The 24591-nt window shown below is 55.7% G+C and carries 27 protein-coding genes; 17 read left to right on the top strand and 10 right to left on the bottom strand.

Annotated features, from left to right (window positions below; genetic code table 11):
• Window positions 1-3 precede the first annotated feature (3 nt).
• From PG5_RS08040 to PG5_RS08025, 4 genes are read left to right on the top strand one after another with little or no spacing between them, the layout of a single operon-like run.
• Entirely contained in the window at window positions 4-1014 is a 1011-nt protein-coding gene (locus tag PG5_RS08040) for an ABC transporter permease subunit (RefSeq protein ID WP_020796606.1), read from the top strand.
• An 11-nt stretch (window positions 1015-1025) separates the two neighbouring features.
• Window positions 1026-1952, top strand: coding sequence for an ABC transporter permease subunit (locus PG5_RS08035; protein ID WP_020796605.1), 927 nt, complete (start codon window positions 1026-1028; stop codon window positions 1950-1952).
• Between the two features lie 10 nt (window positions 1953-1962).
• Window positions 1963-2931 (top strand): ABC transporter ATP-binding protein, encoded by a 969-nt coding sequence (locus PG5_RS08030; protein ID WP_020796604.1) that lies wholly within the window; start codon window positions 1963-1965, stop codon window positions 2929-2931.
• Window positions 2931-3911, top strand: a complete 981-nt coding sequence (locus PG5_RS08025) for a peptide ABC transporter ATP-binding protein (RefSeq protein WP_020796603.1) — start codon at window positions 2931-2933, stop codon at window positions 3909-3911. Before PG5_RS08030 ends, PG5_RS08025 begins: the two co-directional genes overlap by 1 nt.
• A 174-nt stretch (window positions 3912-4085) precedes the next feature.
• Here PG5_RS08025 and PG5_RS08020 read toward each other — a convergent pair whose 3' ends face one another.
• Window positions 4086-4340, bottom strand: coding sequence for a hypothetical protein (locus PG5_RS08020; RefSeq protein WP_020796602.1), 255 nt, complete (start codon window positions 4338-4340; stop codon window positions 4086-4088).
• Between the two features lie 272 nt (window positions 4341-4612).
• Entirely contained in the window at window positions 4613-6202 is a 1590-nt protein-coding gene (locus PG5_RS08015) for a peptide chain release factor 3 (RefSeq protein ID WP_020796601.1), read from the bottom strand.
• Between the two features lie 334 nt (window positions 6203-6536).
• On the opposite strand from PG5_RS08015, the gene PG5_RS08010 reads away from it, so the two are divergent.
• The 4 genes from PG5_RS08010 to PG5_RS07995 all read left to right on the top strand — a co-directional run bounded on the left by PG5_RS08010 (window position 6537) and on the right by PG5_RS07995 (window position 8923).
• Window positions 6537-6911 carry a hypothetical protein gene (locus tag PG5_RS08010; protein WP_042955292.1) on the top strand — a complete coding sequence of 125 codons (375 nt, stop codon included), beginning with the start codon at window positions 6537-6539 and terminating at the stop codon, window positions 6909-6911.
• A gap of 71 nt (window positions 6912-6982) precedes the next feature.
• Window positions 6983-7549, top strand: coding sequence for a hypothetical protein (locus PG5_RS08005; protein WP_042955291.1), 567 nt, complete (start codon window positions 6983-6985; stop codon window positions 7547-7549).
• Between the two features lie 94 nt (window positions 7550-7643).
• Window positions 7644-8285 carry a hypothetical protein gene (locus PG5_RS08000; protein WP_042955290.1) on the top strand — a complete coding sequence of 214 codons (642 nt, stop codon included), beginning with the start codon at window positions 7644-7646 and terminating at the stop codon, window positions 8283-8285.
• Window positions 8286-8371: 86 nt separating this feature from the next.
• Window positions 8372-8923 carry a hypothetical protein gene (locus tag PG5_RS07995; protein WP_042955289.1) on the top strand — a complete coding sequence of 184 codons (552 nt, stop codon included), beginning with the start codon at window positions 8372-8374 and terminating at the stop codon, window positions 8921-8923.
• A 38-nt stretch (window positions 8924-8961) separates the two neighbouring features.
• Here PG5_RS07995 and PG5_RS07990 read toward each other — a convergent pair whose 3' ends face one another.
• The 3 genes from PG5_RS07990 to PG5_RS07980 all read right to left on the bottom strand — a co-directional run bounded on the left by PG5_RS07990 (window position 8962) and on the right by PG5_RS07980 (window position 11775).
• The gene (locus PG5_RS07990; RefSeq protein ID WP_020796599.1) at window positions 8962-10551 is read right to left on the bottom strand and encodes a relaxase/mobilization nuclease domain-containing protein; all 1590 of its coding nucleotides are present in this window, start codon (window positions 10549-10551) and stop codon (window positions 8962-8964) included.
• Entirely contained in the window at window positions 10548-10892 is a 345-nt protein-coding gene (locus PG5_RS07985; RefSeq protein WP_256228218.1) for a hypothetical protein, read from the bottom strand. Before PG5_RS07985 ends, PG5_RS07990 begins: the two co-directional genes overlap by 4 nt.
• 673 nt (window positions 10893-11565) lie before the next feature.
• The gene (locus tag PG5_RS07980; RefSeq protein ID WP_020796597.1) at window positions 11566-11775 is read right to left on the bottom strand and encodes a hypothetical protein; all 210 of its coding nucleotides are present in this window, start codon (window positions 11773-11775) and stop codon (window positions 11566-11568) included.
• A gap of 331 nt (window positions 11776-12106) precedes the next feature.
• Here PG5_RS07980 and PG5_RS07975 point away from each other — a divergent pair, with 331 nt between their 5' ends.
• Complete coding sequence (locus PG5_RS07975; RefSeq protein WP_081648145.1) at window positions 12107-13639, top strand: type IV secretory system conjugative DNA transfer family protein; 1533 nt, start codon at window positions 12107-12109, stop codon at window positions 13637-13639.
• Window positions 13640-13775: 136 nt separating this feature from the next.
• Window positions 13776-13964, top strand: coding sequence for a hypothetical protein (locus tag PG5_RS07970; RefSeq protein WP_042955287.1), 189 nt, complete (start codon window positions 13776-13778; stop codon window positions 13962-13964).
• A 7-nt stretch (window positions 13965-13971) separates the two neighbouring features.
• Here the strand turns inward: PG5_RS07970 and PG5_RS07965 are convergent, their stop codons facing one another.
• From PG5_RS07965 to PG5_RS07955, 3 genes are all read right to left on the bottom strand, one after another.
• On the bottom strand, window positions 13972-15081 hold the full coding sequence (locus tag PG5_RS07965; RefSeq protein ID WP_020796595.1) for a hypothetical protein: 1110 nt from the start codon (window positions 15079-15081) through the stop codon (window positions 13972-13974).
• 113 nt (window positions 15082-15194) lie between these two features.
• Window positions 15195-15689 (bottom strand): ankyrin repeat domain-containing protein, encoded by a 495-nt coding sequence (locus PG5_RS07960; protein WP_020796594.1) that lies wholly within the window; start codon window positions 15687-15689, stop codon window positions 15195-15197.
• The gene (locus PG5_RS07955) at window positions 15686-16564 is read right to left on the bottom strand and encodes a hypothetical protein (protein WP_020796593.1); all 879 of its coding nucleotides are present in this window, start codon (window positions 16562-16564) and stop codon (window positions 15686-15688) included. The genes PG5_RS07960 and PG5_RS07955 overlap by 4 nt, the downstream gene beginning before the upstream one ends.
• Window positions 16565-16680: 116 nt before the next feature.
• Here PG5_RS07955 and PG5_RS07950 point away from each other — a divergent pair, with 116 nt between their 5' ends.
• The 4 genes from PG5_RS07950 to PG5_RS07935 are packed head-to-tail and all read left to right on the top strand — an operon-like array spanning window position 16681 to window position 19018.
• A complete protein-coding gene (locus PG5_RS07950) occupies window positions 16681-17355 on the top strand; it encodes a hypothetical protein (RefSeq protein ID WP_020796592.1) in 675 nt (224 codons plus the stop codon).
• 2 nt (window positions 17356-17357) lie between these two features.
• On the top strand, window positions 17358-17987 hold the full coding sequence (locus PG5_RS07945; RefSeq protein WP_020796591.1) for a J domain-containing protein: 630 nt from the start codon (window positions 17358-17360) through the stop codon (window positions 17985-17987).
• Complete coding sequence (locus PG5_RS07940) at window positions 17978-18553, top strand: TerY-C metal binding domain-containing protein (RefSeq protein ID WP_020796590.1); 576 nt, start codon at window positions 17978-17980, stop codon at window positions 18551-18553. The genes PG5_RS07945 and PG5_RS07940 overlap by 10 nt, the downstream gene beginning before the upstream one ends.
• A gap of 18 nt (window positions 18554-18571) precedes the next feature.
• Window positions 18572-19018, top strand: a complete 447-nt coding sequence (locus tag PG5_RS07935) for a hypothetical protein (RefSeq protein ID WP_042955286.1) — start codon at window positions 18572-18574, stop codon at window positions 19016-19018.
• 45 nt (window positions 19019-19063) lie between these two features.
• Here PG5_RS07935 and PG5_RS07930 read toward each other — a convergent pair whose 3' ends face one another.
• Together PG5_RS07930 and PG5_RS07925 are read right to left on the bottom strand one after the other, a co-directional pair.
• Window positions 19064-19369 (bottom strand): hypothetical protein, encoded by a 306-nt coding sequence (locus PG5_RS07930; protein ID WP_020796589.1) that lies wholly within the window; start codon window positions 19367-19369, stop codon window positions 19064-19066.
• 22 nt (window positions 19370-19391) lie between these two features.
• The gene (locus PG5_RS07925; protein WP_020796588.1) at window positions 19392-19904 is read right to left on the bottom strand and encodes an antirestriction protein ArdA; all 513 of its coding nucleotides are present in this window, start codon (window positions 19902-19904) and stop codon (window positions 19392-19394) included.
• A 315-nt stretch (window positions 19905-20219) separates the two neighbouring features.
• Here PG5_RS07925 and PG5_RS07920 point away from each other — a divergent pair, with 315 nt between their 5' ends.
• The 3 genes from PG5_RS07920 to PG5_RS07910 all read left to right on the top strand — a co-directional run bounded on the left by PG5_RS07920 (window position 20220) and on the right by PG5_RS07910 (window position 24569).
• Window positions 20220-21305 carry a hypothetical protein gene (locus tag PG5_RS07920; protein WP_155943716.1) on the top strand — a complete coding sequence of 362 codons (1086 nt, stop codon included), beginning with the start codon at window positions 20220-20222 and terminating at the stop codon, window positions 21303-21305.
• Between the two features lie 347 nt (window positions 21306-21652).
• The gene (locus PG5_RS07915) at window positions 21653-22402 is read left to right on the top strand and encodes an SH3 domain-containing protein (protein WP_177326137.1); all 750 of its coding nucleotides are present in this window, start codon (window positions 21653-21655) and stop codon (window positions 22400-22402) included.
• Between the two features lie 19 nt (window positions 22403-22421).
• Window positions 22422-24569, top strand: coding sequence for a hypothetical protein (locus tag PG5_RS07910; protein ID WP_020796585.1), 2148 nt, complete (start codon window positions 22422-22424; stop codon window positions 24567-24569).
• Window positions 24570-24591: the final 22 nt, after the last annotated feature.

The raw sequence follows: 24591 nt of genomic DNA, 5'->3' as shown, positions 1-24591 counted from the left end.
ACGATGTTTAGTTTTATTGCCCGCCGACTGGGGTTACTGATCCCCACGTTCTTCGGCATCACCCTGCTGACTTTCGCGTTGATTCGCATGATCCCTGGCGACCCTGTGGAAGTCATGATGGGCGAACGCAGAGTCGACCCGGAAATGCACGCTCAGGCAATGGAACGCCTAGGTCTGAACAAACCCCTGTATGCCCAGTACCTGGATTACATCGGCAAACTGGCCCACGGCGATCTCGGGGAATCCCTGCGTACCCGTGAAAGCGTCTGGAACGAGTTCACCTCCCTATTCCCCGCGACCCTGGAACTGTCCATGGCCGCCCTGTTGTTCGCCGGTATCCTGGGCCTGCTGGCCGGGGTGATCGCGGCACTCAAGCGAGGGTCCCTGTTCGACCATGGGGTGATGGGTGTCTCCCTGGCGGGATACTCGATGCCGATCTTCTGGTGGGGCCTGATCCTGATCATGTTCTTCTCGGTCTCCCTGGGCTGGACCCCGGTGTCCGGGCGGATCGACCTGCTCTATGACATCGAGCCGCGAACCGGCTTCATGCTGATCGACACGCTGCTGGCCGATGACGTCGGCGCGTTCTTCGATGCCCTGCACCACCTGATCCTGCCGGCCATCGTGCTCGGCACCATCCCGCTGGCTGTTATCGCGCGGATGACCCGTTCGTCGATGCTCGAAGTGCTGCGTGAAGACTACATCCGTACCGCCAAGGCCAAGGGCCTGTCGCCGTCGCGCGTGGTGTTCGTGCACGGTCTGCGTAATGCGTTGATTCCGGTGCTGACCGTAGTCGGCCTGCAAGTCGGCACCCTGCTGGCGGGCGCGGTCCTGACCGAGACCATCTTCTCCTGGCCGGGCATCGGCAAATGGCTGATCGAAGCCATTGGCGCCCGGGACTACCCGGTCGTGCAAAACGGCATCCTGTTAATCGCCTGCCTGGTGATTCTGGTCAACTTCGTAGTGGACATCCTCTACGGCTTTGCCAACCCACGCATCCGTCATCAGCGCTGAGGTCAAACCCCATGAGCACTCCAACATCCTCAGTAGCCACCACCACGTCCGCCGTGGATCAAAGCCTGCTGTATCCGTCGCCGTACAAAGAATTCTGGCAAGCGTTTTCCAAGAACAAAGGTGCCGTCGCCGGCCTGATGTTCATGCTGCTGGTGATTTTCTGCGCCATCTTCGCCCCGTGGGTTGCACCCCATGACCCGAGCGAGCAGTACCGCGACTTCCTGCTCACCCCGCCAGCCTGGCTGGAAGGTGGGCAGATCCAGTTCTTGCTGGGTACCGATGAACTGGGCCGCGACCTGCTGTCGCGCCTGATCCAGGGTTCGCGCCTGTCGCTGCTGATCGGTTTGTCGTCAGTGGTGATGTCGCTGATCCCGGGGATCCTGCTGGGCCTGTTTGCCGGCTTTTTCCCCAAAGCGGTCGGCCCGACCATCATGCGCCTGATGGACATCATGCTGGCCCTGCCGTCCCTGCTGCTGGCCGTGGCGATCGTCGCCATCCTCGGCCCTGGCCTGATCAACACCGTGATCGCCATCGCCGTGGTGTCCCTGCCGTCCTATGTTCGCCTGACCCGCGCCGCGGTCATGGGCGAGTTGAACCGCGACTACGTGACCGCCGCGCGCCTGGCCGGTGCCGGCCTGCCGCGTCTGATGTTCGTCACCGTGCTGCCCAACTGCATGGCGCCGCTGATCGTTCAGGCGACCTTGAGTTTTTCGTCTGCGATTCTCGATGCCGCCGCCCTGGGCTTCCTCGGCCTTGGCGTACAACCGCCAACCCCTGAGTGGGGCACCATGCTGGCCTCGGCCCGCGACTACATCGAACGCGCCTGGTGGGTCGTCAGCCTGCCTGGCTTGACCATTTTGCTCAGCGTGCTGGCAATCAACTTGATGGGTGACGGCCTGCGCGATGCGCTGGACCCGAAACTCAAGAACGCCGCCTGAGGAGATTCCAATGTCACTGCTAGAAATCAAGAATCTCAACGTTCGCTTCGGCGACAAGAACGCTACGCCCGTGGTCGATGGCCTCGACCTGAAAGTCGACAAGGGCGAAGTGCTGGCCATCGTTGGCGAGTCGGGTTCGGGCAAGTCCGTGACCATGATGGCGCTGATGGGCCTGATCGAGCATCCAGGTATCGTCACCGCCGACTCGCTGAGCTTTGACGGCAAGGACATGCTCAAGCTCAACAATCGCCAGCGTCGTCAAATCGTCGGTAAAGACCTGTCGATGGTCTTCCAGGACCCGATGACCGCGCTGAACCCGAGCTACACCGTCGGTTTCCAGATCGAAGAAGTGCTGCGCCTGCACCTGAAAATGTCCGGCAAGCAAGCGCGCAAACGCGCCATCGAACTGCTGGAAAAAGTCGAAATCCCGGGCGCCGCCAGCCGTATGGACGCCTACCCGCATCAACTGTCGGGTGGCATGAGCCAGCGCGTTGCGATCGCCATGGCGATTGCCGGCGAACCGAAACTGCTGATCGCCGACGAACCGACCACCGCACTGGACGTGACAATCCAGGCGCAGATCATGGACCTGCTGCTGGCGTTGCAGAAAGAGCAGAACATGGGCCTGGTGCTGATCACCCACGACCTCGCGGTCGTGGCTGAAACCGCCCAGCGCGTGTGCGTGATGTACGCCGGCCAAGCGGTCGAAGTCGGCCAGGTGCCGCAACTGTTCGACATCCCGGCCCACCCGTACAGCGAAGCGCTGCTCAAGGCGATCCCAGAACACAGTCTGGGCGCCTCGCGCCTGTCGACCCTGCCGGGCATCGTCCCGGGTCGCTACGACCGTCCGCAAGGCTGCCTGCTCTCGCCGCGCTGCCCGTACGTGCAGGACAACTGCCGCGTGCAGCGTCCAGCCCTTGACCCGAAAAGCAACAGCCTCGCCCGCTGCTTCTACCCGCTGAACCAGGAGGTGGCGTAATGGCCGTCGTTCTTACCGCCCGCGACCTGACCCGTCACTACGAAGTGTCCCGTGGCCTGTTCAAGGGTCACGCCACCGTACGCGCCCTCAACGGTGTGTCGTTCGAGCTGGAAGCCGGCAAGACCCTCGCCGTCGTCGGTGAGTCGGGCTGCGGCAAATCCACCCTGGCCCGGGCCTTGACCCTGATCGAGGAACCGTCCTCCGGGTCCCTGAAAATCGCCGGCCAGGAAGTCGCCGGCGCCGACAAGGCCCAGCGCAAGCAACTGCGCAAAGACGTGCAGATGGTGTTCCAGAGCCCCTACGCGTCGCTGAACCCTCGGCAGAAAATCGGTGATCAACTGGCCGAGCCTTTGCTGATCAACACCAACCTATCGGCCACCGAGCGTCGCGACAAGGTCCAGGCGATGATGAAACAGGTGGGGTTGCGCCCTGAGCATTACCAGCGTTATCCGCACATGTTCTCCGGCGGTCAGCGCCAGCGGATCGCCCTGGCTCGCGCCATGATGCTGCAACCGAAAGTGCTGGTGGCGGACGAACCGACCTCGGCGCTGGACGTGTCGATCCAGGCGCAGGTGCTGAACCTGTTCATGGATTTGCAGCAAGAGTTCAACACCGCCTACGTGTTCATCTCCCACAACCTGGCGGTGGTGCAACACGTCGCCGATGACGTGATGGTGATGTATCTCGGTCGCCCGGTAGAAATCGGTCCGAAAAACGACATCTACGCGCGTCCCCTGCACCCGTACACCCAGGCGTTGCTGTCGGCCACCCCAACCATTCACCCGGACCCCAGCAAGCCTAAGATCAAGATCGTCGGCGAGTTGCCCAACCCGTTGAACCCCCCGCCCGGCTGCGCCTTCCACAAGCGCTGCCCGTATGCGACTGAGCGTTGCAAAACCGAAGAGCCAGCCCTGCGCCCTCTCGATAATCGTCAGGTGGCTTGCCACTACGCCGAGCAGTTCGTGCACGGCGCGGCATAAAAATGTGGGAGCGGGCTTGCTCGCGAAAGCGTTCTATCAGTCGACAAAGATAGCGACTGACACGCTGCCTTCGCGAGCAAGCCCGCTCCCACAGGGATTTTGCTCGTTCATCCAACCCCTTCTATTTCGATTGCGCATTAATCGGGAGAGACGGGGTTTTCTTTTGTCTGCGATTTACGTCTGGCTGTCGCCTTCTTCATCATCGGAGTCCGGCTCATCGGTAGTCGAGTCATCATCGTTGTCGGCACCACCCTGCCCCTTGTCGCCTGGTTCCGATTCGGACTTGGCGATCATCAGATCAGCGTGGGTTACCTGCCCGCTCGACGCCTGGGTTTCGTGATCCTCGCATTCGGCCCAGACCGCAGAGCTGCCGAGTGCCAGCATCAGCAAAACCTTCAACAGCAACACAACGCGTAGCAACCTGTTCATAGTCGAATCCATCCTTTTGCAGGTGAAATTTCTGTGCCTGGCTGGCGCTCTGTGAAATCTAGTTCCGATCAGCCGGGTTCTCCAGATAGGACGCTAACGGCTGGGCGGAAATGCCGTGGACAGGGAGAATGGTTGGCAATAAGCGTTATGCCGAAAAGATCAAACGATCGCAGCCTTCGGCAGCTCTCACGCAGAGCGTGGGAACGATTGGGTTCGCCAACAAAAAACCCCGCAGCTTTCGCAACGGGGTTTTCGGTGTTTCAAGTCAACGCTTAGTGGTGCTCACGCGTCGCACGGAATTTCACGTCAGGCCAGCGTTCTTCCATCAGTGCCAGGTTGACCCGGGTCGGCGCGAGGTAGGTCAGGTGACCACCGCCGTCCAGTGCCAGGTTTTCCACGGCCTTGTTGGAGAATTCCTCAAGCTTCTTCTTGTCGCTGCATTCGATCCAGCGCGCGGAGTACACGGTGATCGGCTCGTAGGAGCACTCGACCTTGTATTCCTCCTTCAAGCGGCTGGCGACCACGTCGAACTGCAGCACACCGACGGCGCCGAGGATGATGTCGTTGCTGCGCTCCGGGAAGAAAACCTGGGTCGCACCTTCTTCGGCCAATTGTTGCAGGCCCTGGCGCAGTTGCTTGGATTTCAGCGGGTCCTTGAGGCGTACGCGGCGGAACAGTTCCGGGGCGAAGTGCGGGATGCCGGTAAAGCCCAGGACTTCGCCTTCGGTGAAGGTATCGCCGATCTGGATAGTGCCGTGGTTGTGCAAACCGATGATGTCGCCGGCAAACGCTTCTTCCAGTTGCTCACGCTCGGAGGAGAAGAACGTCAGCGCATCGCCGATCCGCACGTCCTTGCCGGTGCGCACGTGGCGCATCTTCATGCCTTTTTCGTACTTGCCGGAGCAGATACGCATGAAGGCGATACGGTCGCGGTGTTTCGGGTCCATGTTCGCCTGGATCTTGAAGATGAAGCCCGAGAACTTCTCTTCCACCGGCTCCACGGTACGCTCGTTGGCCACTCGTGCCAGCGGGCGCGGCGCCCAATCAACGACGGCGTCGAGAACGTGATCGACACCGAAGTTACCCAATGCTGTACCGAAGAACACCGGGGTCAGTTGACCGTCGAGGAATTCCTGCTGGTTGAACTCGTGGCAGGCGCCCTGCACCAGTTCCAGTTGCTCGATGAAGCGCTCGTACTCGTCACCCAAGTGGGCGCGGGCTTCATCTGAATCGAGCTTCTCGATGATCTTGGTTTCGGTGCGTTCGTGACCGTGACCGGCGGTGTAGACAATGATGTAGTCGTCGGCGAGGTGGTACACGCCCTTGAAGTCACGGTAGCAGCCGATCGGCCAGGTGATCGGCGCAGCCTTGATCTTGAGGACCGCTTCGATTTCGTCGAGCAGTTCAATCGGGTCGCGAATGTCACGGTCGAGTTTGTTGATGAAGCTGACGATCGGCGTGTCACGCAGACGGCAGACGTCCATCAGGGCGATGGTCCGTGGCTCAACGCCCTTGCCGCCGTCGAGGACCATCAAGGCCGAGTCCACTGCCGTCAGGGTGCGGTAGGTGTCTTCGGAGAAGTCTTCGTGGCCCGGGGTGTCGAGCAGGTTGATCATGTGCTCGCGATACGGGAACTGCATGACCGACGTGGTAATGGAAATACCACGTTGCTTTTCCATTTCCATCCAGTCGGAGGTGGCATGGCGGTCGGACTTACGAGATTTCACCGTACCGGCTACCGCAATCGCCTTGCCCATCAGCAAGAGCTTCTCGGTGATGGTGGTCTTACCGGCATCGGGGTGGGAAATGATGGCAAACGTGCGTCGGCTGTTGACTTCGTTGACAATTTTACTATCGGACATCGCTCAAAATCTCGATTGTGTACGCTGTTATGTACACAGCTGAAAAGGTGCCTTTGGCCGATTGCTAGAGGCCAGCGCAGGAAACCGCGCATTGTAACAAAAAGGAGCCTCAAACGCCCACGGAATGCGCCTTTGAACGACGTATGTGCCCAGACTCATCACCAAGGGGGCCGCTGTGATTTCCGAGCATCCCGAAAGAGAAGGCAAGCGGTTGCTCGCCTGAGAACCTCAGCATCAAGACGTTAGTATTTTCCGACTTATCGACTTGCTGAAATGGCGAGAACACGATATGAAAACGTTATTATTTGGCACTACTTATTAAAAAGGATGCGTCATGGATGAGACTCAGCTGGCTAATGAAATTGCACACAGAGTGATCTCAGATACTAAATTCTGGGTGGGAATTATTGGATTAATTGGCGCTGTAATTGGCTCATTACTAACCATCTGTGGAAATATCCTGCTGCACTGGCTACAAGGAAAGCCCCAAAAGGATTTAGAGAAATCACGAATAAATATGCTCAAGACGATGCTGAAAGATCCCCGGTTCCCCCAGGGCTGGAGAAAGCTTACGACTCTCTCTGCCGTAATCGGAGCAAGCGACGAAGAAACAAAAAGGCTTCTTGTTAAAGCGGGAGCAAGAGGTTCAGAGGCGAATGATGGAATGTGGGGGTTGATTGACACACACCCGTTCCCTGATGAACAGTGATTGCTAAGCTAGGACTCACCTCGCCATGGCGATTTTTGAGCCTAATCAAGCAAGATTTGAGGAAGTTGACAATGAGTACTACTGCTCCAGATATTGAAAACATCAAGCATGAATATCGAAGGGATATAGCCAAATTTCAAAAAATGCTTCGTGTAATGCATTCAATCTCTGATATTCGCTACATATATTCGTATCTAAGCAATCTTGAGGTTAATATTTCTCACGAATTCATCATGCTTTCTGAAGCGCTTACTACATCTCTAGTAATTGGATATGGCCGTCTTTTTACTGAGACTGATGGAGTCACAAGATTAAATTCAGAATTAATCCCTGAAAACATTAAACCCCTTCACGAACAAATCATGGGCCTTCGTCATGAGAGATATGCGCATCATGGAGATCACGAGTCAGTCAGTACTAATATAGATATAAAACTCAATGATGGATCAATTACTGTCAACTCTAATTTGGAGTATGTGTTGTGCCTAGGCGCCCCTAAGGAGTGGGCTCCGCTATTCAAATGGCTTGATGAGCATATTTGGGAGAAAGCTCACGCAGAGCTTGAAAAACTTAGTAAGAAAACAGGCCTTCAATGGGAAATGCCAAGTGGTCCTGCACCGTACTGGATTCCCGAGTAAATGTCGCCTCTTCTCCAAGGGCTTGCAGAGCAAACAGATAGGCTGTACGACATTGCTGTCACGCAGTAGCAGTTGCCGTCAAGGGGGCGCATCTATGCAAGCACAAGCTTGGCACTATGTCGGAGAGTCCACTCCCCAGCGCATCTCGGCGCTAGAGAATTCGTTGCCAAACACTGAGCTGAGCGGTGTGCTAAAAAACGGACTCACGCTCCAATGCTTCCATCCTGAGCCCCGAACGGATGACACCTCATATGTTCGAGCCGTTTTCTGTGGAACTGTGAGTCCCGATCTCTTCGATTGGTTTTTTAATTCCAGCACTGGCTATCGCGGCGCTTTCTTTCAGTCGCCAGAAGCAGGCGACCAGGCCAATCGATTGCTGGTGGATCAGCTTTCTGACTTCTTGGCCGATTGGGCTGTAACGACGCAAACTGACGCTGATCGGGCGTGGATATTGGCTTCACTCGCCAAACCGTCGGCCAAAGCCTGGCTTGCAGAAGATCCGGGGCTTTGTGCTCGATGCAAGGGGGAATGGGACCAATCACACGTTTCCGACCTGCAGATCAAAAACTCACGCTGGGAGCTCGCATCACATGTCCACGCTGAATGGGGTCGCCAAGCGCCGTGCCTGTCTAAGATCCGCATCTTCGGTGGTTTCATCAATGCTCAGCAGCAAGAGTGGATTGCACAGCACAAGTCAGACCGCGCGTTCCATATCTGGAAACACGGATGGAGCTGATAGCTAAGCCCTCATTTCAATGAACACACAGATAGTTTTGGGTTTAGATCACTGCTCATTTTTCTCGCATGTAAGAGGTTTCGGCTATGTTTTTAAAAATTGATGGGGGTTATGCCGATTGGGATTTTGATTTCTTGAGCGGGTTTCTTGAACATCTTGACATTAAGCTTTCTCTAATCGATGCCGCCATTAAAAAGTCGAGAGATCCCGACTCCGATGGTTTGTGCGACCAAGGGGAATATATAATCGGGGTTGGATTTACGGCTGTTCAGCGATACATAGGGTCCACATATAAGTGGCTGGGGTTTGACAAGCTAAATGCTTTGCGAGTCCCGCCGGAAGTAAAAGATGGACTATGCTTTGTAGAGATTGTGAATGCAGGGGCCAACTATTGGAAACATCTTGATGAGTGGGATATCCGCGCGGTTTGTAGGAGGGATGTTGACGCGCTTAACGGAAACAAGAATGCTGTAAGAACGATTGAGACGATCGAAAAAATAACGCCATGGGCGGATTATACTTGCAGTAATTTGTTGGCCGCATTATTGGGTGATGAGCCGCTTAAGCTCTCACTCTTGCTGCCGAAGATAGCTGAGTGGCGTAGTAATCTAGATGCTCAGGCACCTCAATCGTTGTGATCTGCAATTCTCGCGACCTGCATTGTACTCGTAATGCTCTACCTCTCCCGATCATGCACGTCACCTTTACGGTGGCGTGGCGGCGTCATCGGTTTGGGTTTCTCCAGTCTCTCACCTTCCCGTTGCTCCTGCTTCCCTTTGCGGAACATGGCGGTAGCGCGATCAAATGCCGCCATCACGTCAGGAAACAAGCTGCGCGGCGCTTGGGCCTTCTCAAACGCGGTCATGACATCAGGAGCCACGCCCCTGCCCGGAGCGCGCTTGCGACCCGTCAGGTGATCCAGTGAAGGCATCACGCCGTCCTTGCCGCGCGCCCGGATGCGTTGCGTTTGCTGCTGGTCGCGCATGAAAGCCGAAAGCTCCCGCTTATCAACTTTTTCCAGCGCCGCGCTCTGGCGGTCGAGGCCGAGTGCCTGAAGCTTGAGCCGGAATGCCAGTGTCCCGGCTTCCTGCGATTGGCGCGCTTTGAGCTGAGCGTATTGATCGAGATAGGAGCGGATACGCTTGGCGTCCTGGTAGTGCTGGAGCTTGTGCCGCAGGAAATTCACGCCGCTAACCTTGCCCAGGAATTCAGCCAGGCCAGTGGGGCGGTTTTGATACCGATCCAGGCGCACCTTTCGCATGAGTGCAAGATGATCCATGCGCAACCTGTCCCGCTCCGTCCGGTGCTTTGCCTGCTGCGCCAGACGCAGGCAATGCTGCCGGTGTTTGAGCGCTTCACGCTGCTGCTCCAACACATGCCGTCGCTCCCTCTGCGCATCTTTGAGCTCGGCAAGCTTATCGGCGTAATCCTCCTCGCGAACTGAGTGCTCGACCAGCTTCCGGTGGGCGGCCACGAGCTTTTGCGCCTCCTCAACGGACGGGAGTGACTCTGCTGGAAACTCCTTCTCCAGAAAATCGCGAATGTCCTTGGTACGGATGGATTTATCGTCGATCAGTCGTGGCAATGCATTCACGTTGCCGTAGAGATCGACCAGCACATAGGGGCGGTTGCCAGTCGCCAGCATGTAGCCGCGCTCACTCAATGCCTGGACGAACGAGCGCGCATTGTCGCTCTGCTGCCAAGCCTCGGTGACCTGCCGCTTGTGGTCGTCTGTGGATAGCCCCGTTTTCTGCAACTGCGCCCGCTCATAGAGGGAGAGCTGACCCGCATTGCGGGATTTTTCGTATCCGGCGGGAAGCGTCAGGCCATGATCGCGGGCAAATCCCCGCGTCACCCGCATCAGCTTGTCCCGGTCGAAGGCCAGATGGACGGCCTTCTGGTTGTCAGCGTCGATCCGTGACCAGACGACGTGGCAGTGCTCACGGCCATCCTTGATATGAAACACCACGGCACGGGGCTGATTCCCCAGCCCCAGGGTTTCTTCGGTGCGCCGGATATAGTCCATGTACTGATCGCGGGTCAGCGCCCCTTGCGCGGGATCAGGGTTGATCGACATGCTGTACAGATACTTCTGGCACCGGGTCAGTGTTTCAGCCTGCATCTGCCATTCCTTGAAGGCACCGTGCAGATCACCGGCAATGGCTCCTCGTAGTTCGGCCACCTCCGCCAGCTCATTGTCGTAGGCATTCAGCAGGTGAGTGGCGAGGTCTTGGCCGCTGCCGCGCTGTGAGGAGAAAGGGATCATAGCTCCCTCCCCAAGGCCAGCATGAGATAGCTCCTGATTTCCGCGAGCTCATCCCGGCACTCCTGAAGCAGCAGATCGTAGTTGCCCTCATCGGACGCACCGCAGGCCTGCTCCAGCCGGTCGTTGATACGGGCGGCCTGCGATAGCAGCATGGCTGCCAGTTTTCGTTCCAGGGATGAGATGGGGCGCGCGCGTGGTATGGCCTGACCGAACACCGCTTCGGTGATGAAGGCGTTGATCGACTGACCAGAGTTCATGACGCGCAAATGAAACTCCTCGCGCAGCCGCTCGGGCGGGCGGTAGGAAATAGGCGCAGGGCGTTTTTTCGTTCGTCTGGTCATGCCATCAACATATCGGCTCGGGTATTCGCAGCCTCCTCCTGGCTTCCTCGCGCGGGTCAGCGTCCGCGCTGCTGGTCGAAGGGTTTCCAAAGGGAGAGCTGACATCTCCTTTTGGTCGGCACCGGGCCGAATTCCCGGTCGTGGTTCAGGACGCGAAAGTCCTGATCAAGGGTCGCAAGGGGCTACGAAGTGCCCCTTACTCGATGGGTTCAGGGAGAGCCGAAGTCTCCCTGATCGTGATGCAACGACGAACCGTTGCGCTGTAATCCCTTAGCAAAAATATTCCCTAGAATATTTGCGCTTAGGGATTCCCAGGGGGGACCGTGGGGGACTGGAAGTCCCCTCGCAAGGTGGGCGTGGTACTACCACGCACACCTTGTGCTCACTTCGTTCGCATCTGGCCCTTGAGTCCAGTGTATGGCTTGGGATATGAATATTTTCTAAAAAAAGCCGACCGATAAATCGGTCTCTCCTTTTCAAGAAATGTCTTGCTGGTCGTCCATAGCACGGCTGAATGTGCATGGATACAAATAAGTCCCGGCTTCAGGCAGACCGCAATGTACTTGTACGGATTGCGTGTGCCGGGGATCGAAACGGATCTTGACGGACTGATACGGATTGAAAAAAAAGACGAGCCTTGCGGCCCGTCTTTGTGATGGTCGATCAGTAGCGATTAATAGCTGGGCTGTTCGGTGCTTTCAATCTCGTAAAGCATGAAGTCGGAGACGACCTGCGTACCGGCTAATTTGATGAAGAAAGAACCGTCGGCATTTTTCCAGGCGACGCCGATGCGTTCGTACACAGCATGCTCGCCTGAACCTTTGCGCACCTTCGCAACGAAGCCGGGTTTCCTGGATTCAGATGTGGTGGATTTGGTGTTCATGGTTTAGCTCCTTTTCGCTTGAGGCTGGTTTATTCCAGCGACGAGCCCCCTGACAGCCAGCGCGCGACGACGTGTCATGGGCAACACGGGCCTGCACCAGGGCAATAGCCCGAACAGGTGCAGGCTGGCGCGGGCCGCCCATTGACACGCTGACAAGGCATCGGCGAACGATGGCTAAGGGATAAAGGCTAATAGCTGGGATAAAAGCAGCCCCGAAAATGGGGGTATATGAATACCTCATCCCTTTCTGAAAAACGGGAGGATTCCGAGGGAAAGGCTGCATACAGGCGTATGCCATACTGATCGCAACGCCTGCGGTGAGACCAAAACCATGAGCGATTTCTTTCAGGAATTTATGCGGGACGTACCGCGTGGCGACTCCACCCGGCCTTTACGAGAGCAGAAAGTGCCGCAGGCGCGATGGATGAAGCTCGAAGACATCGCCGCGAGCAACATACTCTCGTATGACCCGCGCAAGCCGGGGAAGAAAGTCCTGATCGGTGCGCTGGGCGATCAGCTTATTGGCATCGAGGATGACCGCCATATTCTCACCGTGGCGGGCTCTCGTTCTGGTAAGTCGGTCGGTCTGATCAGCAACCTGCTGTTCTATCCGGGCAGCATCCTGGCGACTGACCCCAAGGGCGAGTTGGCGGACATCACGGCAGATAAACGTGCAGCCCTAGGGCAGAAGATTTATGTCGTTGACCCCTTCGGGGTTTCCAGCAAAGCGGTATCAAAATACCGCGCCTCGTACAATCCCATGAGCATCCTGAAAACAGGCAGCGAAACATTTCTTGAGGATGCCGCGCTGATTGCAGAGTCGATTGTCGTGCAGTCGGCAGACCAGAAAGACCCGCACTGGGATGAGTCCGCCAAGAACTTTATCGAGGGCGTAATTATTCATGTGGCGACCTACCCTCTACATGATCAGGAACGCCACCTGATCAAGGTGCGGGAGTTGATCAAACGCGCATTGTGGGTTGAGCCCGGGGCCGAGGAAGACAGCGAGGCGGAACAGGCAACGTATCTCCTCCGCGAGGAGATGATGTTCAACGGTTACCAGCTGCAAGACGACCCGAAAACTGAAGACATTGGCAGCGCCGTCATGGCGGCGGCGCTCGATTTTTACGGCAAGAAAGGGGCTGAGCTTTCCGGTGTTCATTCCACCGTGAACCGTCATACCAAGTTCCTCGACTACTCGGCCTTTCGGAAGGTTTTGAAAGAGCATGATTTCGACCTGTCGGCGCTGAAAAGCAATCCGGCAGGTGTGAGCATTTACCTGTGCTTTCCTGCGACGCGCATCGAGATCGCCAGGCGCTGGATGCGGATTTTTATCAATCAGCTGCTCGATACGATGGAGCGGGAAAAGACGGTGCCGCCTGCTCCGGTACTGGCATGCCTGGATGAGTTCCCCGTCCTTGGTTACATGAAGCAGCTCGAAACCGCTTCCGGCCTGATCGCCTCCTTCGGCGTGAAGCTCTGGGTCATCTTGCAGGACTGGAGCCAGGGCAAGGCGCTCTATGGTGAACGATGGGAAACCTTTGCAGGCAACGCCGGGATCATGCAGTTCTTCGGGAACAATGATCTGGCGACGACCGAATATATTTCCAAGCTGCTTGGGAAAACGCAGGTGGAAGTCGCGCGCACGGGAGAGGTCGCACAGGATCAACAGCACAAGGGATTATCGGGCCGGTCGGAAGCCATCGAGCTCTATGACCTAATGACGCCAGATGAAATCAGGCGTCATTTTTCGCGCAGTGATCGGTTTAAACGGCAAATCATCCTCTGGGCAGGCCGTCACCCGATGATGTTGCAGAGGGTGATCTGGCACGAGAAGGACGGTGTGCTGGCTCCGTATCTGTAATGAGACCACACCTGTACGCATGGGGTAAGGCTTCACAGAGGCGTTTTGCTGGCGCAGGGTCGCCATGCTTGCATTTCATGGTCTAAGGTTGTAATGACATAGGGTTGAGTTTTTCCAATGCGATGGAGATATGTAAATGAAAAGCCTGACTGAAGAGGCCAACAAGGAGATGTCGCCGCAAGAGCGACTTGAACATGAAGAATATAAGACAAAAATGTTCAAGCTTATGAATGACATCCTACAAGGAAAAGAGGAAAGGCCACGTGAAACACTTGTCTGGATTAGTGGCGGCCCGAATCCGACTGTTAAGAAATATGAGATTTGATTATTAGTTAGTTTCTGAGTGATAGCAGTTTTTCAATTTCGCGCAGAATGGGTCTGGACAGCGCCCTGAAGTTTTCTACGATTGACCTGTTTATAAAAAGCTTTTCACGATCACAGTATATTGTTATTACGCCCGATGTGTTTTCTGAAGGGTTTCCAAAGCGCATCGAAAATATGCTTTTCATTTTGCATCCGTCGCCCGAAAAGAATTTCACTTCCTTATCGATAAGGCTTGGCTGAAGGTCGTACTTATTGGAGTTCTCGTAGAGCTCCCGCAGAAATTCTGTGTTGTCTATGTATGAATAGCTATTTTGATACGCATCGGCGCTGCCTGCCAAGACCCTGGAGATTTTATCGTTGCCTGGTGCGGTTTTTTGTACAGGAATTGGCAGGAGAATCCGTTGTGATGCCTTCTTGCTTGTGATTACGTCATCAATATCCTCAACGGCTAACCCTTCAGCATTCTCTAACACTCCTTCAACTTCGCTTAAATTTCCTGGGTTATATAAAAAACTTTTTAGCTCTCCTAAAGTGGCAGTGCGCTGCCGCTCATCCATACTTGAGATCGGCCTATATAGTAGAACTTCCGCGCTATAGTAAACTCTCTTTCCGGCAAGCCAGGAAGGTTGATAGGCCTTTATCAGCGTTATAAGTCCGCCAAGAGCTACGGCTATATTTACGTCTGCATTGCTTTTTGATTTTTCCGCGCCGTCTAAAGCGTCATACAATTTTGCGTATTTTTCGAGTAAGGCCGGAGATGGAGCGTTCGATAGGGCTTGCAGCATTTCAATTTTTTCAGCTTTGACGGCTCTTCCAATGGCCAGTTCGCGACCCAAAAAAAGAAACGAGAACACTACGAACAAAGCTATAAACCAACGCGCCGCCGGTTCTACGGCAAGGCAAGCGAAGGATAGATTTCCCAGGCAAAGTGCAGGAAAAGATTGCTGAAGAGACGTTTGGGTTTCTTTGTCACCAAGAAACGTTCCCAAGGCCGTAAGCAGAAGAGCAATAATGAATACAATTGGCACTGACGAGAATATTTTTGTTAATGAGATATTTTTCAGCTTCATTAATAGTGAGTCGATCCGGCGTCTAGGTGTTCCTTGGTTCGCAGCCATTCTCCTGGCTCCTGTTGTTATGTTCTGTTCGCTGCTTGAACATTTTTTAGATATAAGGATGCAAGAGATGTATTCGTCCGCCGCCCAAATGTCTTTTCATAAGCGAAGCGTCCCTACCCTTGGCTTTCTTCGTGCGCCTGCCGCACCTCCTTTTTCTGAAGGAGAAGCCCCACGGCGGCGTCCCTGCCCCATTCATAGGCCAAGTCAGACGCAAGGCGTCCTTTGTTGTCCTTGAGCAGGTAATCGCATTTGCCGCTATTCACCAGCAACCGGATACAAGGCCGGAAACCTGTGGCTGCCGCGTAGTGGAGTGCGGTCATCCCGAATTTGTCCCTGGCATTCACGTCAATGCCCAGAAGGAGATCAAGTTCAACTTCACGCACATCGCCAGCCTTCACTTTCTGGAAGAACTCATCCTGCCGCATGAGGCCGCTTGCCTGACGGAGCCGGGCGTCTTCTTCGCGCTCCTCAGGAGTCATCCGCATGTCGCCATGACGGACATTTAGCTCCTCAGACAAATCTATCGGGCCGTAGCCGTAGGCTTTCTTTACGAACTCGATAGGGGAGACCGGTTGCGCCGGTTCTTTATTCTTCTCAGTCTCTTTCATGTCGTGGCTCCTTCAGAGGAGACAGGAGTGAACCTGTACACGTTGGGAAGGACGGCGGGCTCTGCGTAATAAACATCACGCGCCCATCTGTCCCTGCCGGTCGCAACACCGTTGCGCATCAAGAAGAAGCCGTTTTCAGTGAAGTCGCCATGCAACTCGCCTGCCTGTACATAAGTCATGCGTCCACCCGGCACGATGCCATCGAGGAATATGTGCAGGACTTTCATGGGCGTTATGGGGAAGCCATAGCCTTTTCTGCGCGTGGTCTTTATGAACTCGCTGTCTTTGGCTTTCTTGCGATATTTGAGGGCGTCATTCCTCATGCGCGCGGCCACGTTTTCAGCCTGCACGGCCTCCTCGACGCGCAAAAAGCCCCCTGCCTTATCAGGAGTGAGGGTGAGTGTGATGGTGCGTAATTCCTTCGCACCCGGTTCGTCAGGGAACTTGAAGGTAAACGTCCCCTTAAATGCGGACACAATATCGCCAGAGCCGGTGTAATCGTTGGCGAAGAACTCGTGCAAGGCGAGGAATGCGGCCAGATCCTGCTTTTCCTCCTGGAAGGTTTCGGGATCAAGCAGCCCTTCATCCAAGAGGAACCTTAAAACGTCCCGCTGGCGACCAATGCCCAGGGTGTTGTTGATGTTTTCGGCAAAGCGACGCAGGGCTTCTGACTTGAAGAGGGGGGCTGGGTCTGCATCGTCATCGTCCTCATCGTCGTACCTGTCGATGTTGGATGGCGATTTCATTATGGCGTCGCGCACCTTCTCCCAGGATGGCAGGTGACCGCAGTGCTTGTTGAGAGTGCGATACCGCCGCAAAGCGGAGCGCATCTGCTCTATCTGCCAGTCGCTGAACTCAATCTCTTCAACATCCATACCCCTTCCCCTTCAAGCGTAGCGGGCGAGTGGAACCCGAGAGGAACGCATCAGTAGCTTCTATGAGAGCGTAGTGCCTAACGCCACTCGTTGAGGCCGCTGCCATGAACTCTCCGATGAAAAGCCCGCTCGACGGTCGGCCACCCACGCTGGAGCTGATCGACAAGGACGGTCGGCTCTCAGCGTTCCGCGTGAGGCCGCGTGAGCTGACCCCTTTGGGGGCCAAGCTCGCGGATGCGATCAGCAGCATTCTGGGGCTCGGGCTGCTGGTGGCGAGCGTGGCAACCCTGCCCGACTGGCGTCACCCGGCGCTGCCGGAGTTGGCGGTCGCCATCGGTGGCACGATCGCGGGCATCTGGATTTTGCGCATCATCGCGCGGGAGGCCTTCCGGGTGAACACCCGTATTGATCTGGACCTGGAATCAATCCGGGTGCGCAGGCTGCGGGGTTGGGAGCGCTTTGACCGCCGCCTGGAGCATCGTTTTGTGCTGTTACCGCATGACGGTACGGAACGCGAGCGGCGGCGCAATGACCTGGCCACCCGTGAGGCATCAGCCCACGGCCATGTGGTGCAAAAGCCCGTTTATTACGGCGACTCTTTCCATGTCGTTCTGGTGTATGCGGGTCACCGCGTCGATCTCTTAAGCGTGTATGGCCGGAAGCAGGCCGCGTCCATCGTCGCCCGTTTGCAGTATTGCGACCAGATGCTGGAACAAGAGGCCAAGCGCGTCGGTGCGCGCACCAACCCCCATGTCGGTGCCGAATGGCACGATTCCCCCGGAGGTATCTAGTCATGTCCCAGAACATCCTGAAGTTCGTGGAAATCCTGGCAGCAGCTGGGGGCGGACTCGTCCTCATCGCTATCGCCTTCAACTTTCTGGTGTGGCTGGTAGAGGCGGTTTACCGGCAGGCTTTGATCTTCATCGAGTACGCGGCGGGCATGCTCATAAAGGGCACCCGCCTGACGGGCTGTTTTCTGTATGCCTTCGTTATCGAATGCCTGTTGCTGGTTTTCAACGTCATGCGGGGCGCATGGATGTGGCTTTACCAGCCGTGTTTCCTCGCGGCCAGGAAACTGTCCTGCGCCGTGCGCCAGTACGTAAAGCTGCGCCAGTTGTTCTGGAAGTACGGACGCCAGGAGTTCGCAACCTTCGCGCAGTACAAGCGGCACATGCTGGGTGAAGAAGAACCGCCACCGAAGGCTAAGCCGGAAAAACCAGCACCCGAGAAAAGCGGTTATGCCCAGGCGCTCGAAATCCTGGGCTTCCCGGAAACTGCACCGCTCGACAAGACGATGTTGAAGGCGCGGCACCGGGAGCTCGCGGCCATTCTGCATCCGGACAAAGAGTTTCCCAACCAGGTGTTCATGCAGCAGGTCAACGATGCCGTTGACTACATCAAGAGGGCAAAAAAATGGAGATAATCAAGCAGCAAGACAAGCCTCCGAGCTTGCTTGAAAAGGCGCGGCAGGAGCTGGCCGCGTTCAATTGTAAGGGCGTTGCTGTACCGCAAGCCAAGTCCACGCATGCCGTGGTCATCACGTCAGAACCATCGCATGGCGACCGGATTCTCTACTGCTCGAAAGTGCCGCAAGCCTCGGCTGTGCTGGTCCTGAAGCTGCATCAGAAAGGTGCAGAGATCACCGATGTAATTGCGCGTCGCAAGACCTCCGCCACCACGCCAGATGCGGCGCAGGCCGTGCGCAACGAGTTGGTGGTGCGCGAGTTGCTGCAGGGCAACTATCGGGGCTGCCCGCACTGCGATAACGACAGTCTGGTGCTGTGTACCCGTTGCGGCAACATTTCTTGTATCGCGGATGACGCGGACACGCTGCTTTGTCCCGCCTGTGCGCACACCGGAAGGGTCGTCAGAACCAGCATTAACCTGGAGTTCGCACGAAGCCGTAACGGGCAGCAAGGCCAGCCGCAAATGGACCAGAAAATGCTGACGAAGCCGCCCGTTCAACCTGCCTTGCCACGCAAGGCTTGATGGCCTGGTAATGCCATCATGAATGAGAAAGGCCGATTCAATCAGGCCGCGCAAGGTGAGAACACTCACCGGGCGCGGCGGGCCAAAGACCTGCAACGTGAGCGCGACGAGAAACTAGAGGCGCTGAATCATGAGCAGATGCGCCGACACGCGCAGGACATGGACAGTGCGCGACGTCAGATTCTGCTGGCACATAGCAGGCCGGAATGCAGGCCGTCCTATGCACAACAAAAGCCCCTGAGCAGCGAGCAACTGGAAAAGCAGGCCAGGCGGATGGTGGAGGCGCAGAACTTGAGGGAGTCGAATCTTGTCCGCGAGCATTATCGGCATGAGATCGTCAGGCTTGATAATCCGGCCCGGCAGGAGAGCGGTGTTAACCGCAAGGACTGCCCGCCAGAAATCAGGACGCACTTTAATGGCTTCCCGTCCGGGCGCGAGGGACGAGAGACCGGACGGGCCAGGTGATGATTGCCAGACTTTAAGAAAATGCGGCCCGCAGGGCCGATTTTTTTAGAACAGAGAGAGCTGCCTTGCCTTCTGGTGCACCTCTGACCAGCTCGGAGACTGGGCAGCGTACTCCAGCCACGCCTGTACGTAGGCCACCGCACCGCCCTGTACCTCGATGTTGTCGGCGCGCTCGAAGTGCGACCGATAGCCGGTGGCGCTGATCGGCAGCGGTGCCCGTCCCGCCGTGCTTATTTGCAGATGGGAGAGAGCATGGCCGTAGGTGGCGCGGTAGGTCTCCGACCAGTTCGGGGTGTGCAAGACCTCAATAGTGAGGCCTTGCCAGATGAAGGTTTCGCGGATGGTGTCCATGATGAAGTCCTTTTCCTGCCGGTTAGCGATTCCAGAACACATGCACCTGCCGGTAACCGACCTCAATGGTGAACACGTCGCCGTTCAATTCCATGTCGCGAGCCATGGCTTCGTAGTCGATGTAATAGGCGATGGACTGAGGGATTTCGGTGGTCTCCTCGGTGAGCTCCTGCACGTAATCAGCCAGCGATTCATAGCAGCCGCAGTAATCCTCCTCGGCGGCCTTGCGGGCTTCCTCGATGCTCGAAAACTGATTGAGCAGGCCGCTTCCGAATTCCGGGAACTCCTCGATGAAACAGGCGATCTCGTGCGCGGTATCAATCCCCTCGTACTCGCCCAAACGGTAGCCGTCGAAGCCTTCGTAATCATGAATAGCGTACTCCTCGGCATCAGGCACGGGCGATGCGGCCAGCATGACGTTGATCTGCTCCTGGATGTCGTCAACATCCGCGCTCGCGTCAATCCATACGCCGTGAAGGTAACCGCTGTTATAGGCGGCAAGGTCGGCAACGTAAATTCTGGGTTCAGTGGTCATGGCTTTGATCTCCTATAGGGCTTCGAGGTGCTGTGCGTGAGGTCGCACATGCACCCCTGCCCGTCGGCGAGACCGGGGAGGTAAAACGCAAGGGGCCGATAAAGGGAGGGGGATCACCCGGCCTGCACAAACCCATGTCTTTTATGGGTGCGGAAGGTCGGGGAAACCCTTTATCGGGGCGCAGCTTTACCCTTGCGTTGCGCCAGGGGTAGCACCCCATAGCCGCTTTGCTTTCTTGAACGAAAGGGATCGTCATATGACCGGTGCGGGGTCCATCCCTCTCGCTGGAACTGGGCGGAATGGACTGAAGCCCAAGTGCAGCAGATCGAAATTTCAGCAAGCTTCTATAGGCTCAGCTATACCAGTGAGTGGGCAATGAGCCAGTATTCCATCGCTTGGGAATACGCCATCACGCACATGCAAGGAGAGCACAGCATGCGAAAACTTTTAATGATGGGAGCAGCCGTCTTGGTACTCAGCGGATGCAATTCAATGGGAATAATTTTTGGTCCGAAGGTTGATCCTTCAGGTTCGACAATAGAAAAAACAATGGCTATACCGTTATATGGCGCTAATACTCCGGCGCTTTTCGGTACAGCTGAAGACTATGACCTTAGCTTATGTGGCGCACCAAGTACCGACCCCAACCAAGTTGGTATTTTGCTGGCCCCAGTTGCCGCTACAGTTTTGAACGCAGTTGGCGGGGTAGTAATTGATATGACTGTCAAAGCAGCAAATGACAAAGTCAAGGACATCAGAAACCGCGCCAGTAAATCCTGGACAGGTGATTGGATTGCCACGGTTAGCGAGATGAAAGCAACCAAATGCATTGCTTTAATTCGCTACATTCCTAATCAAGAGAAGCTAACCAGCGAAGACGTGCAAATGGCTGTCCTTCTCCGCGTTATACCTTTTAGTGATAACTCATTCCAACTTAGCCCCATAATTGCGGCTTCTCGAAAGAGCGTGGCGCTCACCAAGTGCGAGTCGCATTGCCTTGGCGAGGCTCTCGGTCATGTTTCGCTCTCGATAGCACTGACGCAGACATATGAGAAGTCAGCGACAGAAATTGCTAGTGGCGCAGGCGAAACAATAACCATCAGCTCTGTACCTGTTAGTGAGAAAGGAGAATTAAGAAAAATACCTATCAACAATAGATTGCTGGCGGGAGATAACCTTCCTGCCTCACCTTCTGCCACCAGGCCAATTCTTTATGTGTCCAGCGATGATAATTCAAAAGTCTATGCCAAATTCGCAGTAACTGAAAATGGCACATTATCCGGCCAAGATCACGCCGAAGCGGAGATCGAGGCATTGGGTGAGGCTCTTGGCCCTATTGCGAAAGCGGAGCTTAAGAAAAAGCTCGACAAGCTTTCAACTGATGAAGACAAAGATAACTAAAAATGCGCTCTATGGCCCGCATTCGCGAAAGGGATCGTCACCCCCTGCCTACTTGATGGGCAGGATCGCGAGTCCGGGACAAGGATTGTCCATTACCCGGTGCGCGGCCAAGCGTAGAAGCCCGGACTGGCGGCGTAGCCGCCAGATTCGACCCCGAATCTGATGCTGTTACCCCCCTGCTCTTCGAGGAGGGGGCATGGTCTTTGAGGAACGCATTCTTGCCGGATCAGACGTCAGGGCTATCATTACGAGATCACGCCCATGCAAGACTTCCGGCATGCCAATTTTCAGAGGGCTTAAAGACGATGAAAAGGCTTATCCTCACAGCTTTGGCCCTGACAATACCCATGCTGACCCTGACGTCTTGCGAGAACATGGGCACAAAAGAAAAAATAGGTACCACGTTAGGTGTAATAACAGGCGGGATCATTGGCAATAAAATCGGAGGTAAAGATAACAAGGTAATCGGCACCTCCCTCGGAATAGCAGCCGGGTACTTTATCGGAAGCAGTATCGGAAAATATCTGGACGAGCAGGATAAGCAGCGCATGGCGCAATCGACCCAACAGGCGATTACAACCGGACAAACCCAAATCTGGACGAATACTGAAAACAAGACAAGCGGGCAGGCGCGCGTTGTCGAAACACGCAAAGAGCCCAAACCGGTCGTTGTTCCCATCCTGAAAAGCAAAGTTAAACAAATACCGCCTCTGGATATTATTGGTGATACTTATCGCGCTAAAAGTATCTCCAATGTGCGCGGCGGGCCAGGCGCTGATTACGTGAAAACGGGAAGTCTCAATGCCGGGGAGACTGTCAATGTTGTTGGTAAGGTCAAGACCAGTGATTGGTATTTGATCAGCCAGGACGGTGTTGGCAGCGGGTTTGTCTCCGCCCCCTTGATGGAACATGCGCCTGGGACTATCCCCCCGCCCTCCGGGACAATAATCGCCCAGGGCGATGTCGCACAGCAGCAGGTCGCCTCAGAACGTGTTTGCCGCACCATAGAGCAATCCGTATCCCTGCCCGATGGGTCGAAGAAATCTGAAACGATTGAAGCGTGTCAGGGTGGCGATGGCTGGAAGGTTAAGAGCTGACTTTCACAGGTGATCGCCCATGAAGCGCCTCCTCTGCACCGTGCTTCTTGCCTTTGCCAGCATGGGAATGAACCATGCCGGGGCCGCTGAGCGTGAGCTCGCATCGAAGGGCGCGGCTGTTCGCTTAACGATTGACAGCGCCTTTAAATGCGGGCCAAAAGCAGATATTAAAATTGTCACAGCATCCGCCGCTTATTTCGATCAGGGCGCACAGACGGTGCAACAGCTGGTCAATACGGCAAGCGCGATGCTGGGCTTTGAATGCCCGAAGATCTCTTACCTCAGGTTTTTGGGCCTGACGGACGGTGTTGTCGTTTTTGAGGCCGAGGCGAAGAAACAGGACAAATGGGCCTTGCAAACCGCCCCTGCACCTTTGGAGGCATTGGCCCTGTTCTTGAGCCTGTACCAGCCTGATTTTCTTCACCTCGGCACCGCGCAGGGCAAGTTAAAAGATTATGGGCAAGTCACAGGAATTCAGGAGAGCTATCAGTATGAAGCTCTGGATGAACAGATAAAGCGGCTGGCCACTGTTGTCGATGGTGACACAGAAAAATTCCGTACCTATCTCCAGGGGCAAGGCGGGAAATTTCAGAATTTTGAGAGTGCTTTAAGTCACTACCAGGATGTGCTGAGCACCATCAAGAACTACGCACCCGCTCAATACCCGGCATACAACGCTGTCTTCACAGAAGAATCAAGCCGCCTCAAAGATCATTACTGGTCGTCGCGTGTGGCTGTTCTGTTTGATAGCGAGAAATCGATGAAAGATATTGTTGCCGATGCGCAAAAAATGGCGAATGCGGCTCCTTCTGCTGAGTTTAAGCAATACATAGACTCCCAGCTTGCAGAGTGGATCGGCGAGGAAACGGCGCTTATACAGGAAGATATAAACGACGCGCCGCTCTATGAGGTCGCCTGGGCCGCCGGGTATCTGGCGGAATTGCCGCGATCACAAGACGTAAAAACATTACCGCAAACTGCCGCGCTGATCGCCTCCTTAGAAACCGCACTGCCCGCCCGCCTGGCGCAAAGGGTCGAAGCCCTGCAAGCGCTGGCGGTCGAGGTCATCAAGGAATCGGGAACCAGCTATGCCGATGTGGACACGATCCTTGAGACCAGCTTTGCGCTGGCGGGAGAGTTTGAGGAGTCCGGCTTTGTGGATGCTGGCCATAGCCTGTTGAGCGCGATGGTGAGCCATATCGAGCAGGTCTTAACCTCCGGGCTGGAGCAGTACAAACAGGACCTGGCATTGATCGAGCTCACGGATGAAAACGCCAGCGCGTTGCAAGAGCAAGCCGGTTCATTTCAGGAACTGAGCACCCAGTTTTCCGGTTTTGCGGCCTATCAGAAGGCCGCCGAGGACAGGCTGAGAGCAGACGGAAGCAGCGTCGCTGAACTGACGCCCCCGGCCCCGAGCGGCGAGCCGGATGCGCAAGGCATACGTGCCTGTGACCGGCTCGCGGCTGACAGCTTCGACCCGCAGAAGCTTGCCGCTGGCATTGATTTTGAGAAAGCGGACATCGCCAGATTTAACTTTGACGAGGCGCTGGATGCCTGTATCGCCGCCGTCGAGAACGATCCCAACGATACGCGCCAGCAATTCCAGCTTGGTCGCCTGCTCTGGTTCATGGGCGATCAGGAGTCGGCCCGTGACTACATTGAGCTGGCAGCATCCGAGGGCTATGCAGCCGCTACCTATCTGCGCGCTGAAATGCTGCTGGCGACATCCGATGATCCGGATGCGTTTATTGACGCCCTGAACTTATACAAGGCTTCAGGAAAAGCGGGGTATGCCAAAGGCCTGGCGATGGTCAAAGAGCTGAACCCGAGCGGGATTGATTTCTACAAGGACATTCCCCCACCGACGCCCCAAGACATTGTCCAGGCGCTCCCGGTCAGGGACGCCTCTTATGGAATCTTGGGGGTTACCACATCCATCCGCGTCGTCGATGCGAAAATAAAAGAGTGCTTCCAAACCTCGGCGACAGAGTTCTTTTGCGAGTACATGGTGGTTGCCGAATGCGGCACCAGCGGGAGTATGGGGCAAGACCAGATGATTCAGTTTATGAACCAGATGATGAAATTCGCCTGCGACAATTCCATGGAATACACGTTCAGCAAATTCAGGAAAGTTAGCGGTAAGAAATGGCAGCAAATTGAAGGTTAAATATAGCGCGTGACGACAACTA

It is taken from the genome of Pseudomonas sp. G5(2012), assembly GCF_000408945.1.
In the GTDB taxonomy this organism is placed as follows: Bacteria; Pseudomonadota; Gammaproteobacteria; order Pseudomonadales; family Pseudomonadaceae; genus Aquipseudomonas; species Aquipseudomonas umsongensis.
The sequence above is the reverse complement of the archived record's forward strand: the minus strand, read 5'-3'. Positions and strand labels throughout refer to the sequence as shown.

Coding starts and splice junctions, on each gene's coding strand:
- PG5_RS08040 (WP_020796606.1), top strand. CDS start 4: ATGTTTAGTTTTATTGCCCGCCGACTGGGGTTACTGATCCCCACGTTC.
- PG5_RS08035 (WP_020796605.1), top strand. CDS start 1,026: ATGAGCACTCCAACATCCTCAGTAGCCACCACCACGTCCGCCGTGGAT.
- PG5_RS08030 (WP_020796604.1), top strand. CDS start 1,963: ATGTCACTGCTAGAAATCAAGAATCTCAACGTTCGCTTCGGCGACAAG.
- PG5_RS08025 (WP_020796603.1), top strand. CDS start 2,931: ATGGCCGTCGTTCTTACCGCCCGCGACCTGACCCGTCACTACGAAGTG.
- PG5_RS08020 (WP_020796602.1), bottom strand. CDS start 4,340: ATGAACAGGTTGCTACGCGTTGTGTTGCTGTTGAAGGTTTTGCTGATG.
- PG5_RS08015 (WP_020796601.1), bottom strand. CDS start 6,202: ATGTCCGATAGTAAAATTGTCAACGAAGTCAACAGCCGACGCACGTTT.
- PG5_RS08010 (WP_042955292.1), top strand. CDS start 6,537: ATGGATGAGACTCAGCTGGCTAATGAAATTGCACACAGAGTGATCTCA.
- PG5_RS08005 (WP_042955291.1), top strand. CDS start 6,983: ATGAGTACTACTGCTCCAGATATTGAAAACATCAAGCATGAATATCGA.
- PG5_RS08000 (WP_042955290.1), top strand. CDS start 7,644: ATGCAAGCACAAGCTTGGCACTATGTCGGAGAGTCCACTCCCCAGCGC.
- PG5_RS07995 (WP_042955289.1), top strand. CDS start 8,372: ATGTTTTTAAAAATTGATGGGGGTTATGCCGATTGGGATTTTGATTTC.
- PG5_RS07990 (WP_020796599.1), bottom strand. CDS start 10,551: ATGATCCCTTTCTCCTCACAGCGCGGCAGCGGCCAAGACCTCGCCACT.
- PG5_RS07985 (WP_256228218.1), bottom strand. CDS start 10,892: ATGACCAGACGAACGAAAAAACGCCCTGCGCCTATTTCCTACCGCCCG.
- PG5_RS07980 (WP_020796597.1), bottom strand. CDS start 11,775: ATGAACACCAAATCCACCACATCTGAATCCAGGAAACCCGGCTTCGTT.
- PG5_RS07975 (WP_081648145.1), top strand. CDS start 12,107: ATGAGCGATTTCTTTCAGGAATTTATGCGGGACGTACCGCGTGGCGAC.
- PG5_RS07970 (WP_042955287.1), top strand. CDS start 13,776: ATGAAAAGCCTGACTGAAGAGGCCAACAAGGAGATGTCGCCGCAAGAG.
- PG5_RS07965 (WP_020796595.1), bottom strand. CDS start 15,081: ATGGCTGCGAACCAAGGAACACCTAGACGCCGGATCGACTCACTATTA.
- PG5_RS07960 (WP_020796594.1), bottom strand. CDS start 15,689: ATGAAAGAGACTGAGAAGAATAAAGAACCGGCGCAACCGGTCTCCCCT.
- PG5_RS07955 (WP_020796593.1), bottom strand. CDS start 16,564: ATGGATGTTGAAGAGATTGAGTTCAGCGACTGGCAGATAGAGCAGATG.
- PG5_RS07950 (WP_020796592.1), top strand. CDS start 16,681: ATGAAAAGCCCGCTCGACGGTCGGCCACCCACGCTGGAGCTGATCGAC.
- PG5_RS07945 (WP_020796591.1), top strand. CDS start 17,358: ATGTCCCAGAACATCCTGAAGTTCGTGGAAATCCTGGCAGCAGCTGGG.
- PG5_RS07940 (WP_020796590.1), top strand. CDS start 17,978: ATGGAGATAATCAAGCAGCAAGACAAGCCTCCGAGCTTGCTTGAAAAG.
- PG5_RS07935 (WP_042955286.1), top strand. CDS start 18,572: ATGAATGAGAAAGGCCGATTCAATCAGGCCGCGCAAGGTGAGAACACT.
- PG5_RS07930 (WP_020796589.1), bottom strand. CDS start 19,369: ATGGACACCATCCGCGAAACCTTCATCTGGCAAGGCCTCACTATTGAG.
- PG5_RS07925 (WP_020796588.1), bottom strand. CDS start 19,904: ATGACCACTGAACCCAGAATTTACGTTGCCGACCTTGCCGCCTATAAC.
- PG5_RS07915 (WP_177326137.1), top strand. CDS start 21,653: ATGCTGACCCTGACGTCTTGCGAGAACATGGGCACAAAAGAAAAAATA.
- PG5_RS07910 (WP_020796585.1), top strand. CDS start 22,422: ATGAAGCGCCTCCTCTGCACCGTGCTTCTTGCCTTTGCCAGCATGGGA.